Raw genomic sequence first — 20,457 nt, 5'->3', positions numbered from 1 at the left:
AAATACTTGACCTGAGCAAGTCATAAAACTACTTATGACCTTTGAAAATTGAATATCCCCACTGTCCCGATTAGCGCAGTCTAGGCATAAAAAGAAGAATAGGGGCGGTGTGTAGCTAGAAAGTATATCTAGTGCTGACTGCATTATGTAAAGTCACGGTTGACTTGTCCCGTAAGACGAAAGAGTTTGCGATTCCTAAACTATAAATCGTGCGTAAAAAACACAGTAGAGATGCTACGGCATCAACTCGGCATGGCTGTAAATCAGCCTTTGATTCAAAAAGGAGGACAATATGAATCAAATAAAATCAACTAGTGAGGTTACACTCACTGATTTAAGACGACTAGGTTTGCAAGGTGATGCAACCGCACGGCTTGCAAGTGGTGAAGAAATGAAATTAACTAGTAAGTATGGTCTTATTCCTAAAAAAGGATATGTGGCAGGAAAACTTCAAACTGTTGAAATGATTGCAGAATACTCTAAAATCTATAGAGATATACGCACCATTAAACGTGGAGATATTTTAGTTGCCAGACGAATTAAACAAGGAAATAAATCAATCTTACAGCTAACCGGTAAAGGTTATCACCGACCTAGCGGTAAAATTTAACAGATAGAGTCCTCATCTATCTGTTTTGGGGAGCAAAGAACTGTTTCTTTGTTGCTGAAAGCAGATAGGTGATGTTATGAAAAGGTGAATAAATGAGTACTATACAGCTAATATTTACAGTTATTCTTTTAGTCTCAGGGATTCTAGTATTTATGACTTTTATCCCAAATAAATTGTCTGATAAAATCTCACGAGAACTAAAAGACTATTCAAATAAGCATTATTTTAAGTAATATCAAAAAGGAGAAATCAAATGGAAATGATGAATGAAGTTAAGAAATTTATGTTGGCTAGCGCAATTGCAACCGCAGCGGTTGGAGTAACGACTCAGGCTTCCGCAGAAGAAGTAAAGCCTGCAGAGCCAATTTCAGGGAGCCAACAGAAGACAGCAACTCAAAAAACAATTACAGAAACCGATATCGTTATCTCCAAAGCAAATGTGGAACAGGCAAGCTCAGTTGTAAAAACCCAGGAGGAGATTGTAAAAACAGCTCAAAACGAGGTAAACGATGCAGAGAAAGTAGTAGAAGAAGCTACAGAAGCTGTTACTCAAGCGGAGAAAGCTGTCCAGGAAGCTACTCCTAAAAATATCCAGGATGCAAAAGAAGATGTCTCTGCAAAAGAGGCTGCTGAGAAGAAGGCTCAAGAAGAACTGTCCTCTGCTGAAGAGGAACAAAAGCTAGCTGAAAAGAATGTTACTGATCAGGAAGCAAATGTCACAGAAGCTACGAGAAAGCTTGCTGACAAAACAAAAGAAGTTACAGATGCAGAACAAATTGTAGCTGAAAAACAGGCTATTTTAGACGGAACTGGAGTTGCAGGCATTGTTGCCAACGCTGAAGCGGCTGAGCGAAACTTAGAAAGGAGCGAAAAAGCCGAATCACAAGCTCGACAAGATTTGCTACTCGCTAAAGAAGCAGATGATCAACGTGCTTCTAAACTGAAACAGGCAGAAGATGAAGTAACGACTACAGAAGCAACTAGATTAGTGAAAGCGGAGGAACTAGATCAAGCAACCACTCACGCTACTAACGTTGAAAATCAGTATCGAGTAGCTAAAGAGAATCTATCTAAGGCTCAAAGTATCCTGGATAGTTTGACAACGACCTCTATCACTTATCCTGCTGGCTATGTAGAAGCTTTAAAGGCTTACTTCAATAACCCCACTGAAGAAAATTCAAATAAGTTACAAGAAATTGCCAAGAAAGGAATGACTGCTGCTGGCTTTAGTTCGCCAGATGGTGGTGAGACTTATTACGGCAATCCAACTTCTCCATTTAAGCAGAGTGAAGCAGATAAAAAGACTGTGATTACTGATGTCAATCATTTATCTGCTGAAGTTCAAGATGAACTTGCTGCTTTCAATGCGCATATGATCAATGATTTTCGTAGATTGATGGGAACAGATGATATTCCAGTTTTAGTGAATCGTGATATGCAGAAAGTGGCACAGAAAGCAACTCAACTATCTACTAATCAGTACGGCCATGACCTAGATGCTTTGAATATAGTTGCGAAAGAAGTTGGTTTGAATCAAGGGAATCAAGGCCTACTTGCTGAAAACATAGGCTTTCAAAATGCAGGTGATGTAGTAACATTAGCTGATCTGAAACAACAGGCATACAACAACATGATTATGATGCTGTTTTATGATAAACATGCTGATTGGGGCCATGCTTTAAACTTTGCAGGACTAGATCGTAAGTCAGTCACGCTACAATATATCGGTGTAGCAACCCGAAAGACAGATCTTGGTTTGATTGCGATGCACTATGTTGGAACAGATTCTAAAACAATTGATTTGCTGAAAAATGATTTCCATCAAAATGTTAAAGTTGATACTAAGAACAATCTGGCTAGTCTTCAGGAAAGAATTCAAGTAGCTAGAAATTCTGTGGCACAAGCTCAGGATACTTATGATACTGCGAAAACGAATCGTAAAGATGCTCTAGCTAGAAAAAAACAAGCACAGACAGAATATACTCAAGCAGAAGTTGCTGCGCAAAATGCGGTGACTAATCGTAAAGCCATTCAGAATATTGCTTTAAAAACTCCTGAAGCGAAAGCTAAATTGAAACAGGCAGAAGAAAATCTTGAAAAAGCTGGTTTAGAAAATAAACAAGCGCAAGAGGCTTTGGAACAGTTGAATGCGGACGTACAAAACAAACGTGAAGTACTTGCGTTAGCTAAAGATAAACTAGTTAAAAAACAAACTGAAAGGAAATCACTGAATGAAGCTTTGACTGCTGAGAAAGAGGCATTGATTGCTAAACAAGGTGACCTTACTCGAATTAAAGAACTTGTCCTCAATCGTCAAACCTTACTTTCAGAATCAACTAAAGCCTTAAAAGCATCAAAAGAGCGAGTGGAAGTTTTGAAGAATGCCCCTCAGCTCTTAGAAAAGGCTAAAGTTAATCTAGAAGCTGCTCAAGAAGTTTTGAAAGAAAAGAAATCAGTTCTTGAGTTAGCACTAGCAAAACTAGAAACTGCGAAAGCAGGTCAAAGAAAGGTATTGGAGGCTCATAAAGAGTTGTTGTCGGCTTATCGTGATTATCTGGAAGCACAACTGGAAATCGAGCGCCAAGAAAAATTGGCTGCTCAGAAAGCTAGTATTGAGCGATCTGGAGGGCATCCGATTCCAGTATTTCAAAATGGTAAGATTGTGAAGTATGTGCAAGATCAAGTTGAAAATCAAGCATCAGAAGTGAAAAATCCAGTCTATCAAGCACCTGCTGCAACATACGAATTACCTAAAACAGGGGAAAAAACTTCTAGTCTTTGGTTCTTGGGGATGGTAACTATTTCACTTTTGAGTTTGTTGAAAATCAAACGAGAATCTAAGGAAAACTAAACATGCTAAAGTCATCAAGATTTCTTGGTGACTTTTTGATTGGAGAAAGAAATGAAAATTATACATTTTAGGGCGAGAGCTCCTTCAAATTATATCGAAAGCGAATAATATTGAATACTATATTAAAAGTTAAAGGAGAAATCATGAAATTCAATAATGAGACACGAGCATTCGGATCAATCCGAAAAACACGACAATGGGGAACATGTGGAGTAATTCTTGGTCTAGCTGCCCTGGGTTTGATAACTAGTCCAGTTAGAGCAGATGAACGAGTAAATCCAAATCCTGCTACAAATGCAAAACCTTTGCAAGATTCTCCAACTACGGAGTCTAAAAATGATCAAGGTAGTGCAGGGAAATCAACAGGTTCTGTTGAGGTGACTGTGGATCGTGCTAAGGTAGAGTCTGCGGTATCCACTGCAAAGAAAGCTGGCTTGACTGTTAAGGAGACTGTGGTTGATGGTGGTTTAATTGCTAATTCAGAAGAGTTAGCTAAGAAAACTGCTGAGATTGAGTCTAGTTACGACAAGCAAGCAACTACTATTGTAGACGAGTCTGAGAAGTACAAAAAAGAAGTAGAAACTCGTAAAGAAGAGATTAAAACGATTACTACTGAGAACCAGGAAAAGCAAGACTCTTATGACAAAGCTAAAGCTCAGTATGAGAAAGACTTAGCAGATGCTACTACTAAAAACGCTCAGATTGATAAAGAAAATCAAGAAAAGAATGAGCGCTTAAAAGATAAGAGAGAGCGTGTAGCAAAAGAGAATGAGCTTATCAAACAAGAAAACGCTCTTGCTAAGTCTACTTATGAAAAAGCAGTAAAAGAAAAAGCTAATAAAGACGCTGCTATTGATAAGGAAAACGCAGCTGCCAAGAAAGCTTACGAAGAAGCTTTAAAACAGTGGACTATTGAAAAAGGTAAGTCTGAGGCTGACTTAACAAAATACAAAGAGCAATTAGCTCAGTATGAAAAAGACTCAGCTGAATATAAACGTAAATTGGCAGAGTTACAAACACAACGAGTCCAAGGTCGTGCTAACGGTGTCACAATCTATGGTGAATTTGATGAGTCGAAACGTGGCTCATTGGATTACTATTCTAAGTTAACAGCAGTATTCGATGCCAATCCAGAATTGGAAGTTGTGGATGGTGTTTTAGCTGCTAATAAAAACACAACTATGACCCTCGATAAAGATTTACAGCATGACAGATTAGAAAATAAAGATTTCTATGGTCACTCTGATTCTAAGGGAACCTATGGTGGTTATGTAGTTACGGGTATCAAACAAGGTTCTACCTTCACTTTACATAATGTTGGTAAAACAAAAACGGGAAAAACAATTTCTGCAAGATTTGTGGCTCGTAATAATCCTATACCAGAGCATAAAATTGCAGGCAACCCTTCAACTTATACTCGTTTGAATGTTTGGTGGAATAAAGTTAAAACTGATACGGAGACTTCTTCAGTTAACTTCAACCCATATAATTACTTTAATGTTGAGTGGGATATTCATTACTATGATGAGAAAACAGGTAAACCTATCGACTTAGGTTCAGTCTCTTTTTACTCTGACCTAGATTTTGGACAAGCCGTAAGACATACTTATGGAGATGGTAACACGGGCACTGTAATCAACCCATCAGGTTCTTCTGTTAAAGAAACCACAGTCAATGGGAAAAACTATTGGATGGGTGTGAAATCTGATGGCGTGTATAAGAAAGATGATCCAAGTGGGTTGAACCTTTATAAAGCAGGTGACCCTTACTATACCGATGTAGATGATTACAATTCTATCCCAGAGGGTTCTGTTGTAAGTGCCGGTCATGGTTCTGTTCAACACTTAACTTACTTACACTATGGAGATAAACCTTTCAGTACCTATACAGAGTCGCAGTCAGCTTCTTACCGTAAGTATTGGAATGATGAGCGTAGAGCTAACGGGCAACCAGAGGATAATGATGATGAAATCTTTTCATCAGGGTTTGCGTTCCAACTATGGGGTGGTCGCTCTGTTATTAATCAACTAGAGGAACCAAAACCGCCACTTAAACCAAGTGAATCTACAAAACCAAGACCTTTAGAACCTAAATATAAGGAGAAGGATAAGACTCCATTGACACCTCCTACGGAGAAACCTTTATTAGCCTCACCAAAAGATGAACCAGATAAACCTCACGTTCCTATTCCGAGTGAACCTCCTACACCAGACTTAAAACCTGTGCCAAATGAGGTCGCACCGAGAGAAATTAAGGTTACATACACTCGCTTGAAAACTACGCCTACTGTAGAAAAGTTGGTTAAGAACTCTGCAGGTACAAATGTGAATAATTCGTCAGTACCCAAGTTATCAGAAGTTGTTTGGGAGTTGAAAACTAAACCTCTTGCTGCTAATCGTAAGAAAACTACAATTTATGAGTTAACAGATAACTTACCTCAAGGGTATCAACTTGATTTAGCAAAAACTGTAGCTCAAAACTCAGATTTTACAATAACTTATGATAAAGCTAAACATCAGTTAAAAGGGTTATTGAAGTCTGAAGGTTTAGCTAAAGTTAATTTGGATTTAACTAAAGTATTTACCGCACCTGTTCTTAAAGTGTATGGTACAGTAACGAATGATGGTGCAACCTATAAGAACAACTTCCGCCTGAATTTGAATAATGAATTTGAGTCTTATTCAAATATTGTTAAGGTAACAACCCCAGGTAAACCGAATGATCCTGACAATCCGAATAACAACTTGATCAAACCTCTCAAACACAATCATAACAAGGATGGTGTTATCATCGATGGAAAGACAGTTCTAGCTGGTTCAACGAATTACTACCGTATAACCTTGGATTATGATCAGTATAAAGGGATAAAGGCAGCTCCATCTGCTATTCTAAAAGGCTTTGGTGCGATTGATGATTATCCAGAAGAGGCAGTGACTATTAATAAATCAGATATTCGTTATATTGATAGCGAAGGAAAAGAAGTTTCTGGTATTTCAGTGTATCAGTACGATTCTATTGAATCTGTTGATAATGATAAGGTTAAAGCTTTTCTAGAAAGTTCTGAAATTAAGCCTAAGGGAGCTTTCCAAGTATTTTTAGTGGATGATCCAGAAGCCTATTTTAACAAATATATCAAGGCAGGAAAATCTGTTACAATTATTGATCCAATGGTAACTAAGGAAGAATTGCGAAATACAGGAAAATCATTTGAGAATACGGCTTACCAAGTTGATTTCGGTAATGGCTATCAAACTGATACAGTTGTAAATAATGTTCCTACTGTTAAACCAACCAAAAAGAATCTTAACAAGGAAGGTGTTAACATCGATGGGAAACAGGTCTTGTCAGGCTCTGTCAACTACTACAAGGTAACGGCAGATTATAGCCAATACAAGGGCATTGAAGTAGATAAAGATCGTATTGGCAAAGGCTTCTATATCGTTGATGATTACCCAGAAGAAGCTGTTACGATCAATCAAGATGGTGTTCAAGTGACTGATTCTAAAGGTCAAGTAGTTAAGGGGTTGAGAGCTACTATATATGAAAGTCTAGACAAAGCTCCAGTAGGAGTTCAAGAATCTTTGAAAAAACAAGGATTTACCCCTAAAGGAGCGATTCAAGTATTTGAGGCGGAGAATCCAGAGGAATTCTACAAGACCTACGTTCAAACTGGAGAAGTTCTGACGATTACTAATCCAATGACTGTTAAGAAGGAATTGGGTCAGACAGGTGGTAAGTATGAGAATACAGCCTACCAAATTGATTTTGGGATGGCCTATGTGACTGAAACAGTAGTCAATAATGTTCCAAAGATTGAACCAAAGAAAGATGTTGTAATCGACCATCTAAGCAAAGAAAGCTTGGATGGAAAAGAGGTAAAACTGAATCAAACATTTAATTATAAATTAGTTGGTTCCTTGATACCAAAAGATCGCTCAGAACAGCTATTTGAGTATAAATTTAGCGATGATTACGATGAGACACATGATGATTATCAGAGTGTTTACAAGGTATTTGCTGCTGTAGATTTTGAAACAAGTGACGGTCAAAAATTTAAAGCTGGTGATGAATTAACTAAGTTTACCAGTCAAGTGGTAGACAAGGCTAAAGGTAAAGTAGATATTAGCTTTGATGATGCTTTCTTGAAGTCAATTTTAGAGACATCAGAGTTTCAAGCAGAAGTATATCTACAAATGACACGCATTCAGTCAGGAACAGTAGAAAATACTTACTATCATACAGTTAACGGTGTGGAAGTTGTTTCCAATACGGTTGTGACTCATACTCCAGAAGAGCCAAAAACTCCTGAAGAACATCCGCAACAACCAGAACGAAGCCTGCCATCTACAGGTGAGCAGGCCTCTGCAGAATTGCTGTTAGCTGGTCTGGCAATGGGGGGTGCTGCTGCAGGATTGCTCTACAGCAAGCGCAAGAAAAAAGAGGCTTAGAATACTCTAGGAATCTTTAAAATAAGCTATTTTTATGGTATAATAATGATAAATCGTGGAGGAGTAGGATTATGAAATTTGGGAGTGATTTTTCCTGGTTATGGGTAGCTATTATTAGAATTTTTACGGCTCCCTTTTATATCATTCTTTGGTGTATTAATTTCGTAAAATCAGTTTTTGGAGTTATTATATTTTGGATTGTATCTAAATGCTGTGTTGGGTTAGCTATGTTTTTGCCATTCTGGCTTTTGATTGATATCTTACATTGGGTCAGTCCTTCAGTAGGAGATGATGTTTTTCGGTGGTATGGAATTCATGTTATGGGCTTTGTTCAACGTGCTTGGATTGATGGCGAAGTTCGTGAATTTCCAATTCCTGTAGGCGGAACTAATTTCATTCCATATCCACATATTGAGGTTCCTATTATGATTGTACTTGCTCTTCTGGTAGCTACTATTCGGACGATTTATCGTGAAGAATTTGATTAACTATAAAAATAGAACCGTGCTAAGCACTGTAGGTAATTTCTACAGTGCTTTTTATTATAAATAAAATTAAAAGAGGTAAAATCAAAATGGAAATTATTACAAAAATTATTACTGGTCTAGGTGTTGTTGGAACAATTACAGGTCTTATCTGGATCTGGAATGGTGCGGTCGATTATATTCAAGGAAGAAAGAACAAAGATAAGCAAAGGCAAGATGATGGTTCTGATTCTATGATTAATGGTGCATTTCTGGCCGTAGCTTCTGCGGGGATTGCAGCCGCAATCGTTGCAGCATTATCACAGCTAAAATTTTAGGAGTAGCCTATGAATTTAGATATTAGAGAGTTGACTAGCTCTCTTTCCAGTTACAGTTTTGATACTAACCAAGCTGTAACCATGATGGCCAATGCTGTCCGACCTATTGGGTATATCCTTTTAGGTCTTTTTTTCTGGTTTGAAATGGCATCATGGTCACAAATGGTCAAGTCGAGGGGAGGTGCGCTAACGCAGAAGATTTGGCTAGAGGCATTGATGAAGTATTTATTTGCTTTCATCTTGATTTCGGCCTCATCCCAAATTTGTGATGCCATTCTGGAATTGCTTAATATTGTCGTGAAGGTAATTGCCCATGTAGTACCCTCACAACTTGATAAATATCAATATGCGCAAGGGGCGGTCAAAGGCTGGTTTGAAAAACTGATTTTTGGTCTAGTTGGCGGTTTAACTGAATTTATTGCTAATATTACGCTGGGAATCATCATCTTCTTACGATATTTAGATTTGTATATGCTCAAAGCCTTGGCTCCATTATTAGTGACGTTCTTTATGATGGATTCCTTACGCTCTGTTACGATTAACTTCCTGAAATACTTTGCTGCTTCTGCCTTTATTGGAGTTGTTCTAATTGTGGTATCTGTTGTATATAACGGTTTAGTCACTACAGATATGTTAAAAGTTGCGGCAGGATCTAGTGGAAGTTGGGGAACAGCATTGGCTTCAATCGCTAAAGGTGTTATATACATCTTTACACTTGTTGGAACCAGTCGAAAAGCTAAGCAACTTTTAGGAGTGTAATCCATGTCTAGAAAAATTAGAATTGATCAATGTGATTTTGTATGAAAGGAAAATAATTGAAAAAAATTGGATCAGAATTTTTAAGAGAATTTGAAACCGAGGACAGACCAATTTTATTTGGATTAACAGGTAGAATGATTGTTCTCTACGTATGTTTGATAATAGCTGTCTCAGGGACAATTACGATATATTTCTTTGGTTTACCTGATTGGTACATTTATCTTTGGGATGCTCTATTTGTAGTTCCTGGGGCAATGTACGGTACAGGCATGACCAAGCGAATGCGGATTAAAGAAAAAATCGATTTCTTTTTCCGGATCCAACAAAGAACCTATGAGACAGAATTTAGAAAGGTAGGAATGTATACGAAAGATGAGTTTATTCAAAAGCAAAAGAGAAAAACTAGAAAAAGCAGAAAAGAAAAAAATTGAACGCTTGCGTCGTCAGATGAAACCTACGACACAAAATACTATCAATTATACACTACTACATGAAGACGGATTGATGCACATTGCACGTGAGAAGTATTCTCGGAGCTTTATGTTGGGAGATGCTTCTTACTCGACAGCTCAACAAGATGAAAAAGAGAGTATCATCGATACAACGATGGATGCTCTCAACTCACTGGATGAAGGTAGTAACTATCAACTCTTAGTAATCAACCGTCGAGTATCGGATAACTCCTTGCAGAATATCTTGTTTGAAGAAACAAACGATGGCTACGATGACTATCGTGAGGAGCTAAATGAGATGATTAAGGAGCGATTTACAACACATGCTAACAACTTCGAGGTACATAAGTATGTGACCATTTCAACGAACGCTGACGACCGAAAACAGGCTCAGTTGTTACTACAAGATATTGGAGTTTCCCTGGGAACGCAATTTCAGGAATCTGATATTACATTTAAGGAAATGAATGGTTTGGATCGTCTAAAGGTCTTTTCTGAACTGTTACGAGATAACCCGTATGTCAATTTTGATTACAAAGAAATTGCTTTATCTGGTCTGTCAACGAAATCATTTATTGCTCCAAACCGGATTGAATTCCAGGAAAAACGGATGGTTATAGATGATCGTTGGTGCAAGGTGCTCTATGCACGTCGCTATCCTAACTGGATGTCTGATCGTCTTATTCGAGATTTGACGACACTGGGGCTGGAGCTAGCTATTACGATCCATGCAGAACCCTATGAGAATGTTGAAATCTTAGAGAAGATTGATGATGCAGAAACAGATGCTGAAATTGGGAAATTACGTTCTAAACGTAAGGCTGCTCAATCTGGTATCTTTGATGATGCGGTCGTTGCTGGTCGTGACCAAGAAATCTCAGAAGCTACTAAGAAGTGGCGAGATGAGATTACTGAGTATGATCAGAAAATCTTCTCTGGCTTTATTGCGGTGTATTTTAAGGCAGATGACCAGGAGGAACTACAACGTAATGAACAAAAGATTAAGCGTGCTGGCCGGAAGTTAGGGGTAGAATTTGAAGATCTCTATTATTACCAGGAAGAGGCTCTAAATACAATTTTACCTATCGGTGAGTGCTTCGTAAATGTGAAGAAGAATTTCATGAGAAAGATGACTACAGCTAATATTGCTACGCAAGTCCCTTTTACTAACGTGGATTTGAAGTCTGACAGCTCACTTGCCCGCTACTATGGCCAAAATCAGTTATCAAACAATATCATTACACTAGATCGAAAACGTGATCTGAATACGGGTTCAGGTGTCGTGCTTGGTTCCTCTGGATCTGGTAAGTCTACTACTATCAAGGGTGGAGAAGTCATTCCGACTTTGCTGAAATATCCAGAAGATCGAGTAATCATTGTGGATCCCGAAGATGAATATTCTGATATTGGCCGTGCTTTCGGTGCTCAGATGGTGGATATTTCGATTGGATCTAAAACACATATCAATCTTTTAGATCTGCCGGATCTAGATCGTTTGGACGATGAGGATGACGATCCGATTGGAGATAAGGCAAACTTATTGATGGGATTGTTTGAATCAATTCTATCTGAGGTGACAGATGCACAGATTGGGATTATTGACCGGGTAACAGGTGCGACTTATGAGCGATATTTGACAGAGAATTTTACACCAACGTTAAAAGAGTGGCACCAGGTATTGAAGGAACAACCAGAGCCAGAAGCTCAAGATTTAGCTTTGGCAGTGGAAACCTATACAACTGGTTCTCAAGATATTTTTGCTCACAGTACCAACGTGGATCTCAATCATCGCTTTGTTATCTTTAATTTGAAGAAGTTGTCTCACAAATTGAAGCCATTCGCTTTGATGGTTATTCAGGATTATATCTGGAATCAAATTGTAGAAAATCAAGGAAAATGTACTACTTGGGTTTACTTTGATGAGATGCAGATTTTATTTAAAAACAAGGCACAAGCGGATTTCTTTACTACATTGTATTCACGGATTCGGAAATACGGTGCGATTCCAACAGGAATTACCCAGAACGTAGAAACGCTGGCTGCTGTTGAAGAAGGTCGGAAGTTGCTTTCAAATAGCGAGTTCATGATTTTGCTCAAACAAAAGCCCCAGGATTTGGCTATCTTAAAGGAGATTGTCAATCTGACTGACAAACAGATTCGCTACTTGGCTCGACCAAAAGCTAAAGGTACTGGCTTAATAGTAGCAGGGCCAGTTGTAGTGCCATTTGAGAATCCAATACCTAAGAATACTAAGTTATATAACTTAGTCGCAACAGACGCTTAGGAGTCTCATTATGAATCAGGATCAAGGCAGACCAAACACAATCGGTCATAAGTTAGATCAAAAACTGGAGACGGTTCGGAATAATTACCGAACTGTTCAACAAGATAGTGCTAAGCAAATGAAGGAGCTAAAAGAACAAACACGTTCTAAGCGCCATATAGTGAAGAAGAGTCGTAAACAATTTAGAGCTTCAAAGGCCAAGGTAAAATCTCTTAAAAAGGCATATAAAAGTTTACAGAAACAAGGAAAATCATTAACTCCAGAAGGTGCTAAAAAGTTAGCGTCACTCAAGAAAGAACTGGATAAGGCAAAACTAGAGAAGAGAGTTTCTAAAAAAGTCTTCAAAGTTGCTCAAGAGGCTAATGGTGGTTCACGTAAGAAGAAGTTTTATCGTGCTACTAAACAGGCTTTAGAACGTTCTGCGAGTCAACAAGCTAGTTCTGCAGCGCATCAGGATGATACGCTATCAGATTTAGCACGTGCTAAATATCGGTATCAGGATATTCAGATTCAAGGGAAACGTACCAAAACGATTGGGAAATATAGCGGTAAGATTGGCCAAGGAGTAGTTAAATCAAGCTATAGTCTAGGAAATAGATTCTATAATAAAGCTAAGGGGAGAGGTTTCACCCGAACTCCAAGAGAGTTTTCCTGGGAAGGACGGCTATCACGTCGTATCCAGGACTATAAGAAACGTTTGGCCGCTTCTAAAGCTGGGAAAGCTGCCAAGAAGGCCAGGAAGGTCTACCGTGTAGGTTCTAAACCGATTAGAAGCATTATCAAAAATCCATTTAGCTTAAAGGCGTATCTGATTTCTTTTGGTTTGCTTTTGTTTCTGGCAATTCTTGGTATTGGTAGTTCAGGAATTACCCGTCAAGATGAGTTTGATATGAATGATACCTGGTTGTATCTTTCAAAATTGGATCGTGAAAAATCTAATGATAAGGTAGATTATTGGACAAAAATTGATGATCCGCTTTTGTACTTGAATTATAAGTATGATGATATTTCAGATAAACTTCGTATAGACGGGAACAAGTATTTTTCGCAAAATAATCGAGGGAAGCTTTACTTAGATACCTTATGGAAGAATTTGAATGGGGATAAAGATAATCTTAAAACAATGGAAGATCTTTATACTAAAAATGACCTCTACAAGTTGAGTGAGGATGAGTTAGAAGAGTATAAAGAACTATTAGAAATTGCTCGAGATAGCGGAAAATATATGTTGCTACAAGAGCTAGATAATCCATTTTATACAGAAGATCAGCCTGAATCGCAAACTCCACTTCAAATTATTGAGCGGTTTGGGTATAAAACTAGGACGGAAATTTTTAATGGTTCTGTTCTGCAGGCCTCAGGTGGTCAGACTCTATTAGCCGTTTTAGATGGAAAAGTCGAAGTAAATGGGAATGACCTAGAAATTAGTGATCAAGACTCTAAGTTTCTGTATAAGAACGTAGATACGATTCGTTACAAAACAGGAGACCATGTTAAGTCTGGGGATATTATCGGAAAGGTGGCTGCTGAAGGAAATCAAACAGTCTATTATCAAAAGCTAGAACCTGATCGATCAAATAAGAAAGACAAAGATGGTAATGTTGAAAAGAGTTGGACCTATGTCAATGTCGGTTTTTACTTCCAGCGTGTAGAGTACACACAAGCAACGTCTGTTGTTAGCAGTATTGAAACATCTGGAGAGAAGGGAAAACGTGCAAGAGCTTTTGCGGATGCAATCAAAAAGAATATACCCGAAGCAACTGATGAAGGGATTGCAACTGTTTTGGGAGGATTTGATATTGAGAGCTCCATCACTTTTAAACGATATGAAACGGACTACCTAACCAATAATCAGTTTGATAAGGTTGCTAAAGAGCCTACTGCAGAAAATCTAGTTGGCAATTGGGGAGCCTTTCAAGCTATGTATCCTACCTTACCTTTAAACGAAAGAGGTTATCTGGTCAATGGATTGCACTATATCGGGATTGGGATTGGTCAATTTACTGGTCCTCGTGCTCTTGCATTGTGGAATTTTGCAAAAGCTGTGAATGGAGATATTTGGTCTGCAGAAGTTCAAACAAAATTTCTGCTAGAAGAAGATGATCCGACTAGACGGGCAGCCTTTAGAAGAATTGTAACCTCAACTGGATCCGTAGAAGCCCTTTCAGAGGACTTTTTAAATGCTTGGTTGGGAGTTCCAGGGAACAAGCTCTTAGAACGGCAATCTGCGGCTCGTCAATGGTTGAATTTCTTAAAAAACAAAGGAGGAGGTTCAACAGGTATTTCTAGTCAACAAGTCCCAGCAGAGTATAAAGATAAGCTCCCTTATGGACTACCTACAGATCAAGCAATTTTAGAAGGCCAAGGTTATTCAGGTAATGCTTATGAACTAGGCAATTGTACTTGGTACGTCTACAATCGCTTTGCTCAGATTGGGATTGGAATTTATCCGTATTTAGGTAATGCCAATCAGTGGGTTGACAGTGGTCAAGCTCAAGGATATGAAATTTCAACGACTCCTAAACCAGGTTCTGCAGTTGTATTCATGAATGGTGTAGCTGGAGCATCACCAATCTATGGTCACGTTGGATTCTGTGAGTACGTTAATAGTGATGGTAGCTTCTTAATGTCAGAAATGAACTTTGGTGGTTTATATGTAACGACTTGGCGTACCTTGACACCACAATCAGGCATCTATTTTGTTACCCCTAAATAAGAAAGGAAAAGAATGTATAATCAAAAGTTAATCAAAATGGTCAAGAGACTTCTCATCGGGGTCGCTGCTATTTTATGTATTGTCCTGGGCTATTCTATTGCTCAAGTACAACAGAATTTGAGACAGAATAGTCAAGTTCAGGAAGAGGCGAAGCAAAAACCAGAAGAGAAACAACAGGAACAACTATCTCTTACTGAACAGCAGGTCGAGGACTTTCTAATTGCTTACTATACTAAAAAGGATTTAGAAGAGAATCGTCCACGATATAAGCCTTTTATGACTGATTCTATGTATCAGGAAACCGTTCAAGAAGAACAAAAGCCAGTCAATCAAACCTATAAGGGGTATGTGGTTGACCAATCTTATGAATCAGGCTCTATCTACATTGATAAAACACATAAAGTTGCTTTAGCTCAGATTAAATATACTAGTACAACCTTAACAGAAAAAGATAATCGAGATTCTAAGGGGCTTACTGGTACCACTAAGGCTACAATTCGGTTGACCTATGTGGAGCAATCAGGGAAGCTATTGATTAATAAAATTGAGCCGATCGTCTTGACTGAAGCAAAGGGGCAAAGTATAGGAACTTATTCAGATACTAGCAGTTCAAGTTCGACTTCAGTTTCCTCTGCTGAACAAACGACCTCATCCAGTAGTAGCCGATAAGGAGAATTGAATGAACAAGAGAATAAATCAACTTGAAAATAAACTTGAAAAAATCAGAAGGGACAAGGCGAAAGCGCAACGACAAAAAGAAGAAGCGACTGACAAAATCAAGAACTACACAGTCCAGGAAAGAGATGTGGAGGCTCAACTTTTCGTTGCCCTTTCGGAAGAAAGTGGGCTATCTTATCAGGAAATGAAGGATCTAATCCTTCCAGCACAATCAAGTAACCAAGGAGTGAACCATGTATAAAATTATCAATCAACTGACTAAACAAGAGGAAACATTTGAGCATCGAGACGAGCTGTTTTCAAAGCTAGAAATCATCAACGAACGAATGAAGAGTAATAAAATAAACGGAATCTATCTACTCTATTCTCTCAATACTGAGGGTGAAATCCTACAAGAAGAGAGACTTGAAATACCTTTTGTTGGAATTATTGATCAGTTGCTGGAAAATTTTGGTATGAGTGTTGGGAAGAAAAAAAGAGGTTTTCTTCATTTTTTGGCAAAACATAAAGAAAAGAAGTCCTCACAAGGCATACCAGAACCAGATCCTGAATTAGAGAATCTAACGTTAAAGGAAGAGGCTGATATGGCTCGACAAAGAATTGCTGAGCTAGTTTCTCAGAAGCCTCAAGATCAGGTTGGAAAGGAAGTGCCTTTGGAAGATAAAATTAACTATTCTTCTAGTGAATGGACTACAGATCATTTCAGTAGATTAGATGAAAATGAGGAAGAACAAGTAGAACCTTCACAAGATGAAAATACACAGGATGCAGCTACAGAAGAAGTATCGCCGGTTGTTGAAACATTTACTCAGAAAGAGAATAAAATGATTCCTGATCAAAAGGTTGAATCTTCTTTCTCTCTTTCTCATGCGACTACAGTAAATTTACCTTCAGAGGTTATTGATAGCTTTGAGGCTCAGACGATTACTTATAAGCAATCTATTAAAAATAAAATCAAATCTAACGAAGATTTTATCAAAGAAGCAAACGAGGAAATTGCCCAGTGCCAAAATAGGATCGATGAGTTGCAACAACAGATTTTGACTAAAAAATCTCAAGCCACTCAATTGAAAGATCTTTATTTCAAAATTGAAGAGGTGAGCTAAAATGGAACAAGAACAAGTGGTAGCCCAGTTAGGACGGGCAACTCTTGTGACAGGAGAAGTAATTTTAAAAGGTCTTTTCCTGATGTGCTCTAAAGGAATTGAAACTTATCAAGCCAGAGGGGAGAATGTAGTCTTTACTGGTGAGACAGACTGGAATAAATTCATGGCAACAGCAGATGCTAAAGAAGTCCAGCAATTATTACATAATGAAGTCAATCTCGAGGCAGTTCGAAAAGAACTTGGCCAATACGGGATTGGCTTTTCTTTTTATACACACCCTGATGGTAAGACAACTCTTGCTTTCAATGCAAAAGATAAAGGTGTTGTCGAACAAGCCTTTAAGGATGTACTAGAAGGGATCACAAGAGATCCGAAAGGATTCAATGATCGGAATCTTAAAAATGGTAAAACAACTTCTTTTGAGGAGAAATTGAAACATTTCAAAGCAGTTGAACAAGAGAAAATTGCTTCCCTGCAGGTAAATATTCATACCAAAGAATTTGTTCTTCCGGAAAATATCGAACCACAGATTGGAGGGAAAATGAAGTGATTACAGAAAAGAAGAAACGGAGACTTAGGCCGTATTTGTTTTTAGGACTGGGTCTATTCTACCTCTTTCATTGGCTTTTTAAACTGTGGCTGTTAGCACCAGATACCGATTCAGTAACGGATGTATTTGGATTTGGAAAGCTTAACTGGATGAGCGACCATCTAAGCGATAAATCTTGGCTTGATTTTCAATTTACTCCTGCTTCTTTATTGGTTGGTATGGGCGGATTTTTGATTGCTTTTCTACTGTATTTGAGGGTATCTGATACAGGCACGTACAGGTATGGGGAGGAGCATGGGTCGGCACGTTTTGCGACGAAAGACGAATTGATGCGCTTCCGAGACGCAGAGCCTGAAAAGAATATGATTTTTACACAGAATAGCCAGATGGGACTATTTAATAGCCGATTGAGCTATGAAAATCAGATTAATAAGAATGTCTTAGTTTATGGAGGTACCGGGGATTCAAAGACTCGAAGCGCTGTTAAACCGAATATTTTACAAGGTAACTCTAGCTTTGTGACGACAGATACCAAAGGACTTCTCATTCATGAAACGGGAAAATCCCTTGTAGAAAAAGGATATAAGATAAAAATCTTTGATTTGATTACTTTCCTGAATTCAGACGGCTTTAATGTGTTCAAATATATCCATACTGAAATGGATATAGATCGAGTGTCAGAGGCCATTACAGAGTCGCTAAACAGAAATGGTCATGAAAGCGATCCTTTCTGGCCGGCGGCCAATAAGCTTCTGATGCGTTCTCTAATTGGCTATCTTTATTTTGATGGTCAGCTCGATCACTATCTTCCTAATTTGGGGCAGGTTACAGATATGATTCGAGAATTGAGACGGAATCATCCAGAAGCGGAGAGTCCAGTTGAATTGATGTTTGAAGACCTGGAGAGAAGGAGCCCAGGGAATTATGCCTGCAGGCAATGGAGCTTGTTTAATAAAAACTTTGATGGTCAGACAAGGGCTTCTGTCTATGCTATCTTTGCGACTACTTTCTCAGTATTTGATCATGAACAGCTGAGAAAGATTATTGAAAAAGACACGCTGGAGATTGAAAAATGGAATATAGAAAAGACGGCTGTCTTCATTCATATTCCAGAAGTCGATCCAGCCTACCAGTTCTTGTCAGCGTTGCTATTTAGTACACTCTTTGATGTGATGATGAAGACTGCAGATGCCATCTTGCTAGGTGAGCACCCAACAAAGACCAAGGAAGATCTGTCGCATGTCCAGGTATGGGCGGATGAGTTTGGTCAGATTGGGAAGATTCCTAATTTACCGCCAATTATCTCTGTTATTCGTTCTCGAGAGATTTCTATCAAGATGATGGTGCAATCTCAAAGTCAGATCGAAGTATTATACGGGAAAGAGAATACGAAGACAATTATCAATAACTGTGGAGCTATTCTCTATTTGGGGTCTAATGACTTAGATACGCTCAAGTATTTATCTGAGCGATCTGGTAAGCAGACTTTGAATGATCAGAACTATAGCGAGAGCAGGGGAAGAAATGGCAGTAGTTCCAAGCAGAACTCAAAAATTGGCCGAGAATTGTTGACACCGCATGAGGTTGCTACAATTGGAACAACAGAAGCCCTGCTCTTCCTATCCAAACAAAATGTTTTTCGAGATCAAAAATTTAACCTGGACACGCATCCAAGAGCCTACCTCTTAAGTAATGGCCCGAACGATGATAACTGGTATCGTTACAAGCGATATCTAAGCGATATTGATGAGTGGAAAGACCAGGTTGGGGAAGAAAATGTTATTCATATTGGGATTAAGGAAGTCGAGGAAGTTCCTCTCAAAGTGAGTTAGAAAGGATAAAGAATGAATACATTACTACAAAAACAATTTAAACGAATGAAGCGTGAAGTTGAGGAAGAGACTGCTCGAGGGATTGGTTATTTTGAGGGGATTTTAGAACATATCCCTTCTTACCCCCTATCTGAAGCAGTAAAAGAGTTGGCTTTATCTGGCTGGATTACTCCTCATACAGATGTCATCGATGTCCAAAATATGATTGTTACAGAATCTATAAAATGGATGAACTACCAGGACTTCAAAGAAGTTGCTCCCTACTTGTTTTCTTACCCTCGAGAACAACGAGAGAAAGATTTATTGGTTCAACCAGTGAAGATCTCCAGAGAGTATTTTGAGGAATTACAAGCCAATGCAGAAGAATTATTTCATTTGAAGCAAGACTTGCTTCAGGTTAATAATCAATTAGATGCTAAGATTCAGGAATTGGAGATGGATCAGCTACCAAATGGGGATCAGGTCATTGGAGTTGATCTAGAAGCTGAGGAGGTATTGTTACTACGAACTTCAGAAAATGCTCAAGTTGAGGAGTGGGAGGTTCGTAAAGATGGCTTGATTACTGATTATCGTTCCAATCTTTCAGAATCAGCTCAAATTGTAGAGGCTTTGCTTGAAATGAAGAATTCAGAGATTGATACTATTCTCTACGAGGAAGTAATCAACTATTCTAAGAGAACTTGGCCAGATTCGGAGCCAATACAACTTCCAGAAAGTATCAAGGAAATGTTGAATCAAGAAGCTAAGCTCGATCCATCATATTATCAAATAGCCCAGTTTGAAACATTAAGACAAGCCTATATCTATGGGATGATTTCGCCTAGCTTTCAGGAACATTTCCCTCATTATTCAGATTTCGTTAGGAACTATGTCGAAGATAGGGAACAATATGAATTTTTCGACTATCGTACAGAAGCAGTCTCTCTAGCTCAGGAAATCTTAGTTCCCCGTTTAGACGATATTAATCGGATTTTAAGCACTAACAACCAGGAGCTAATTGTTCAAGAAGTCACTGGGTATTCTCAGGGTGAAAGCTGGGAACTGGCCTATTTGCGAGATACAAATACGGAAGATAGAGAATCAGTTCAGTTCTATCTTGAAAGTGAGATTGGAGCTTGGTATAAGGGAAGTTTGACAGAATTGGCTGTCATCCGCTTTGATGATATTGATTTAGAGAAAGGTTTCAATGGCCATCAGGAAGCAGTCTATCATATCGATGAGAGCTTGTTAGTTCATGATAAGCTAAAACAAACCCAACTCCATTTTCCTAGTTTAAACCGTTTTGTAGAAGCAGAAGAGCTTGAAAAAGAGCGAACACAAGATGTATTAGAAAAAGAAGTACCAGAATTTTCATTGTAGAGGAGACAAA

The 20,457-nt window shown here is 38.5% G+C and carries 15 protein-coding genes; all 15 read left to right on the top strand.

What is annotated here, in order from left to right; translation table 11 throughout:
• The first annotated feature begins 292 nt into the window (after positions 1–292).
• Positions 293–610 (top strand): hypothetical protein, encoded by a 318-nt coding sequence (locus GOM47_RS06445; RefSeq protein WP_084946241.1) that lies wholly within the window; start codon positions 293–295, stop codon positions 608–610.
• 253 nt (positions 611–863) lie between these two features.
• Entirely contained in the window at positions 864–3,461 is a 2,598-nt protein-coding gene (locus GOM47_RS06440) for an SEC10/PgrA surface exclusion domain-containing protein (RefSeq protein ID WP_235080236.1), read from the top strand.
• 143 nt (positions 3,462–3,604) lie between these two features.
• A complete protein-coding gene (locus GOM47_RS06435) occupies positions 3,605–7,909 on the top strand; it encodes an SspB-related isopeptide-forming adhesin (RefSeq protein WP_235080235.1) in 4,305 nt (1,434 codons plus the stop codon).
• Positions 7,910–7,980: 71 nt separating this feature from the next.
• The gene (locus tag GOM47_RS06430; RefSeq protein ID WP_235080234.1) at positions 7,981–8,397 is read left to right on the top strand and encodes a hypothetical protein; all 417 of its coding nucleotides are present in this window, start codon (positions 7,981–7,983) and stop codon (positions 8,395–8,397) included.
• Between the two features lie 86 nt (positions 8,398–8,483).
• The gene (locus tag GOM47_RS06425) at positions 8,484–8,711 is read left to right on the top strand and encodes a hypothetical protein (protein WP_050137760.1); all 228 of its coding nucleotides are present in this window, start codon (positions 8,484–8,486) and stop codon (positions 8,709–8,711) included.
• 9 nt (positions 8,712–8,720) lie between these two features.
• A complete protein-coding gene (locus tag GOM47_RS06420; protein ID WP_235080233.1) occupies positions 8,721–9,470 on the top strand; it encodes a conjugal transfer protein TrbL in 750 nt (249 codons plus the stop codon).
• A gap of 56 nt (positions 9,471–9,526) precedes the next feature.
• Positions 9,527–9,901 (top strand): hypothetical protein, encoded by a 375-nt coding sequence (locus GOM47_RS06415; RefSeq protein WP_235080232.1) that lies wholly within the window; start codon positions 9,527–9,529, stop codon positions 9,899–9,901.
• Complete coding sequence (locus tag GOM47_RS06410; protein WP_235080231.1) at positions 9,843–12,206, top strand: VirB4-like conjugal transfer ATPase, CD1110 family; 2,364 nt, start codon at positions 9,843–9,845, stop codon at positions 12,204–12,206. The genes GOM47_RS06415 and GOM47_RS06410 overlap by 59 nt, the downstream gene beginning before the upstream one ends.
• A gap of 10 nt (positions 12,207–12,216) precedes the next feature.
• Positions 12,217–14,922 carry a phage tail tip lysozyme gene (locus GOM47_RS06405; protein WP_235080230.1) on the top strand — a complete coding sequence of 902 codons (2,706 nt, stop codon included), beginning with the start codon at positions 12,217–12,219 and terminating at the stop codon, positions 14,920–14,922.
• Positions 14,923–14,934: 12 nt separating this feature from the next.
• Positions 14,935–15,591: a hypothetical protein gene (locus tag GOM47_RS06400; protein ID WP_125838274.1), complete on the top strand. Its 657-nt coding sequence runs from the start codon at positions 14,935–14,937 to the stop codon at positions 15,589–15,591.
• A 10-nt stretch (positions 15,592–15,601) separates the two neighbouring features.
• Entirely contained in the window at positions 15,602–15,841 is a 240-nt protein-coding gene (locus GOM47_RS06395) for a hypothetical protein (protein WP_084911299.1), read from the top strand.
• Positions 15,834–16,706 carry a hypothetical protein gene (locus GOM47_RS06390; RefSeq protein WP_235080229.1) on the top strand — a complete coding sequence of 291 codons (873 nt, stop codon included), beginning with the start codon at positions 15,834–15,836 and terminating at the stop codon, positions 16,704–16,706. Before GOM47_RS06395 ends, GOM47_RS06390 begins: the two co-directional genes overlap by 8 nt.
• Before the next feature lies 1 nt (position 16,707).
• Positions 16,708–17,256: a DUF3801 domain-containing protein gene (locus GOM47_RS06385; RefSeq protein ID WP_235080228.1), complete on the top strand. Its 549-nt coding sequence runs from the start codon at positions 16,708–16,710 to the stop codon at positions 17,254–17,256.
• Positions 17,253–19,088 (top strand): VirD4-like conjugal transfer protein, CD1115 family, encoded by a 1,836-nt coding sequence (locus tag GOM47_RS06380; protein ID WP_321159573.1) that lies wholly within the window; start codon positions 17,253–17,255, stop codon positions 19,086–19,088. The genes GOM47_RS06385 and GOM47_RS06380 overlap by 4 nt, the downstream gene beginning before the upstream one ends.
• A gap of 12 nt (positions 19,089–19,100) precedes the next feature.
• Entirely contained in the window at positions 19,101–20,447 is a 1,347-nt protein-coding gene (locus GOM47_RS06375) for a hypothetical protein (protein WP_235080226.1), read from the top strand.
• Positions 20,448–20,457: the final 10 nt, after the last annotated feature.

It is taken from the genome of Streptococcus oralis (assembly GCF_021497945.1).
Taxonomy (GTDB): domain Bacteria; phylum Bacillota; class Bacilli; order Lactobacillales; family Streptococcaceae; genus Streptococcus; species Streptococcus oralis_BR.
Note: the sequence above shows the minus strand (reverse complement) of the source record. Positions and strands in the feature narration are given on the sequence as shown.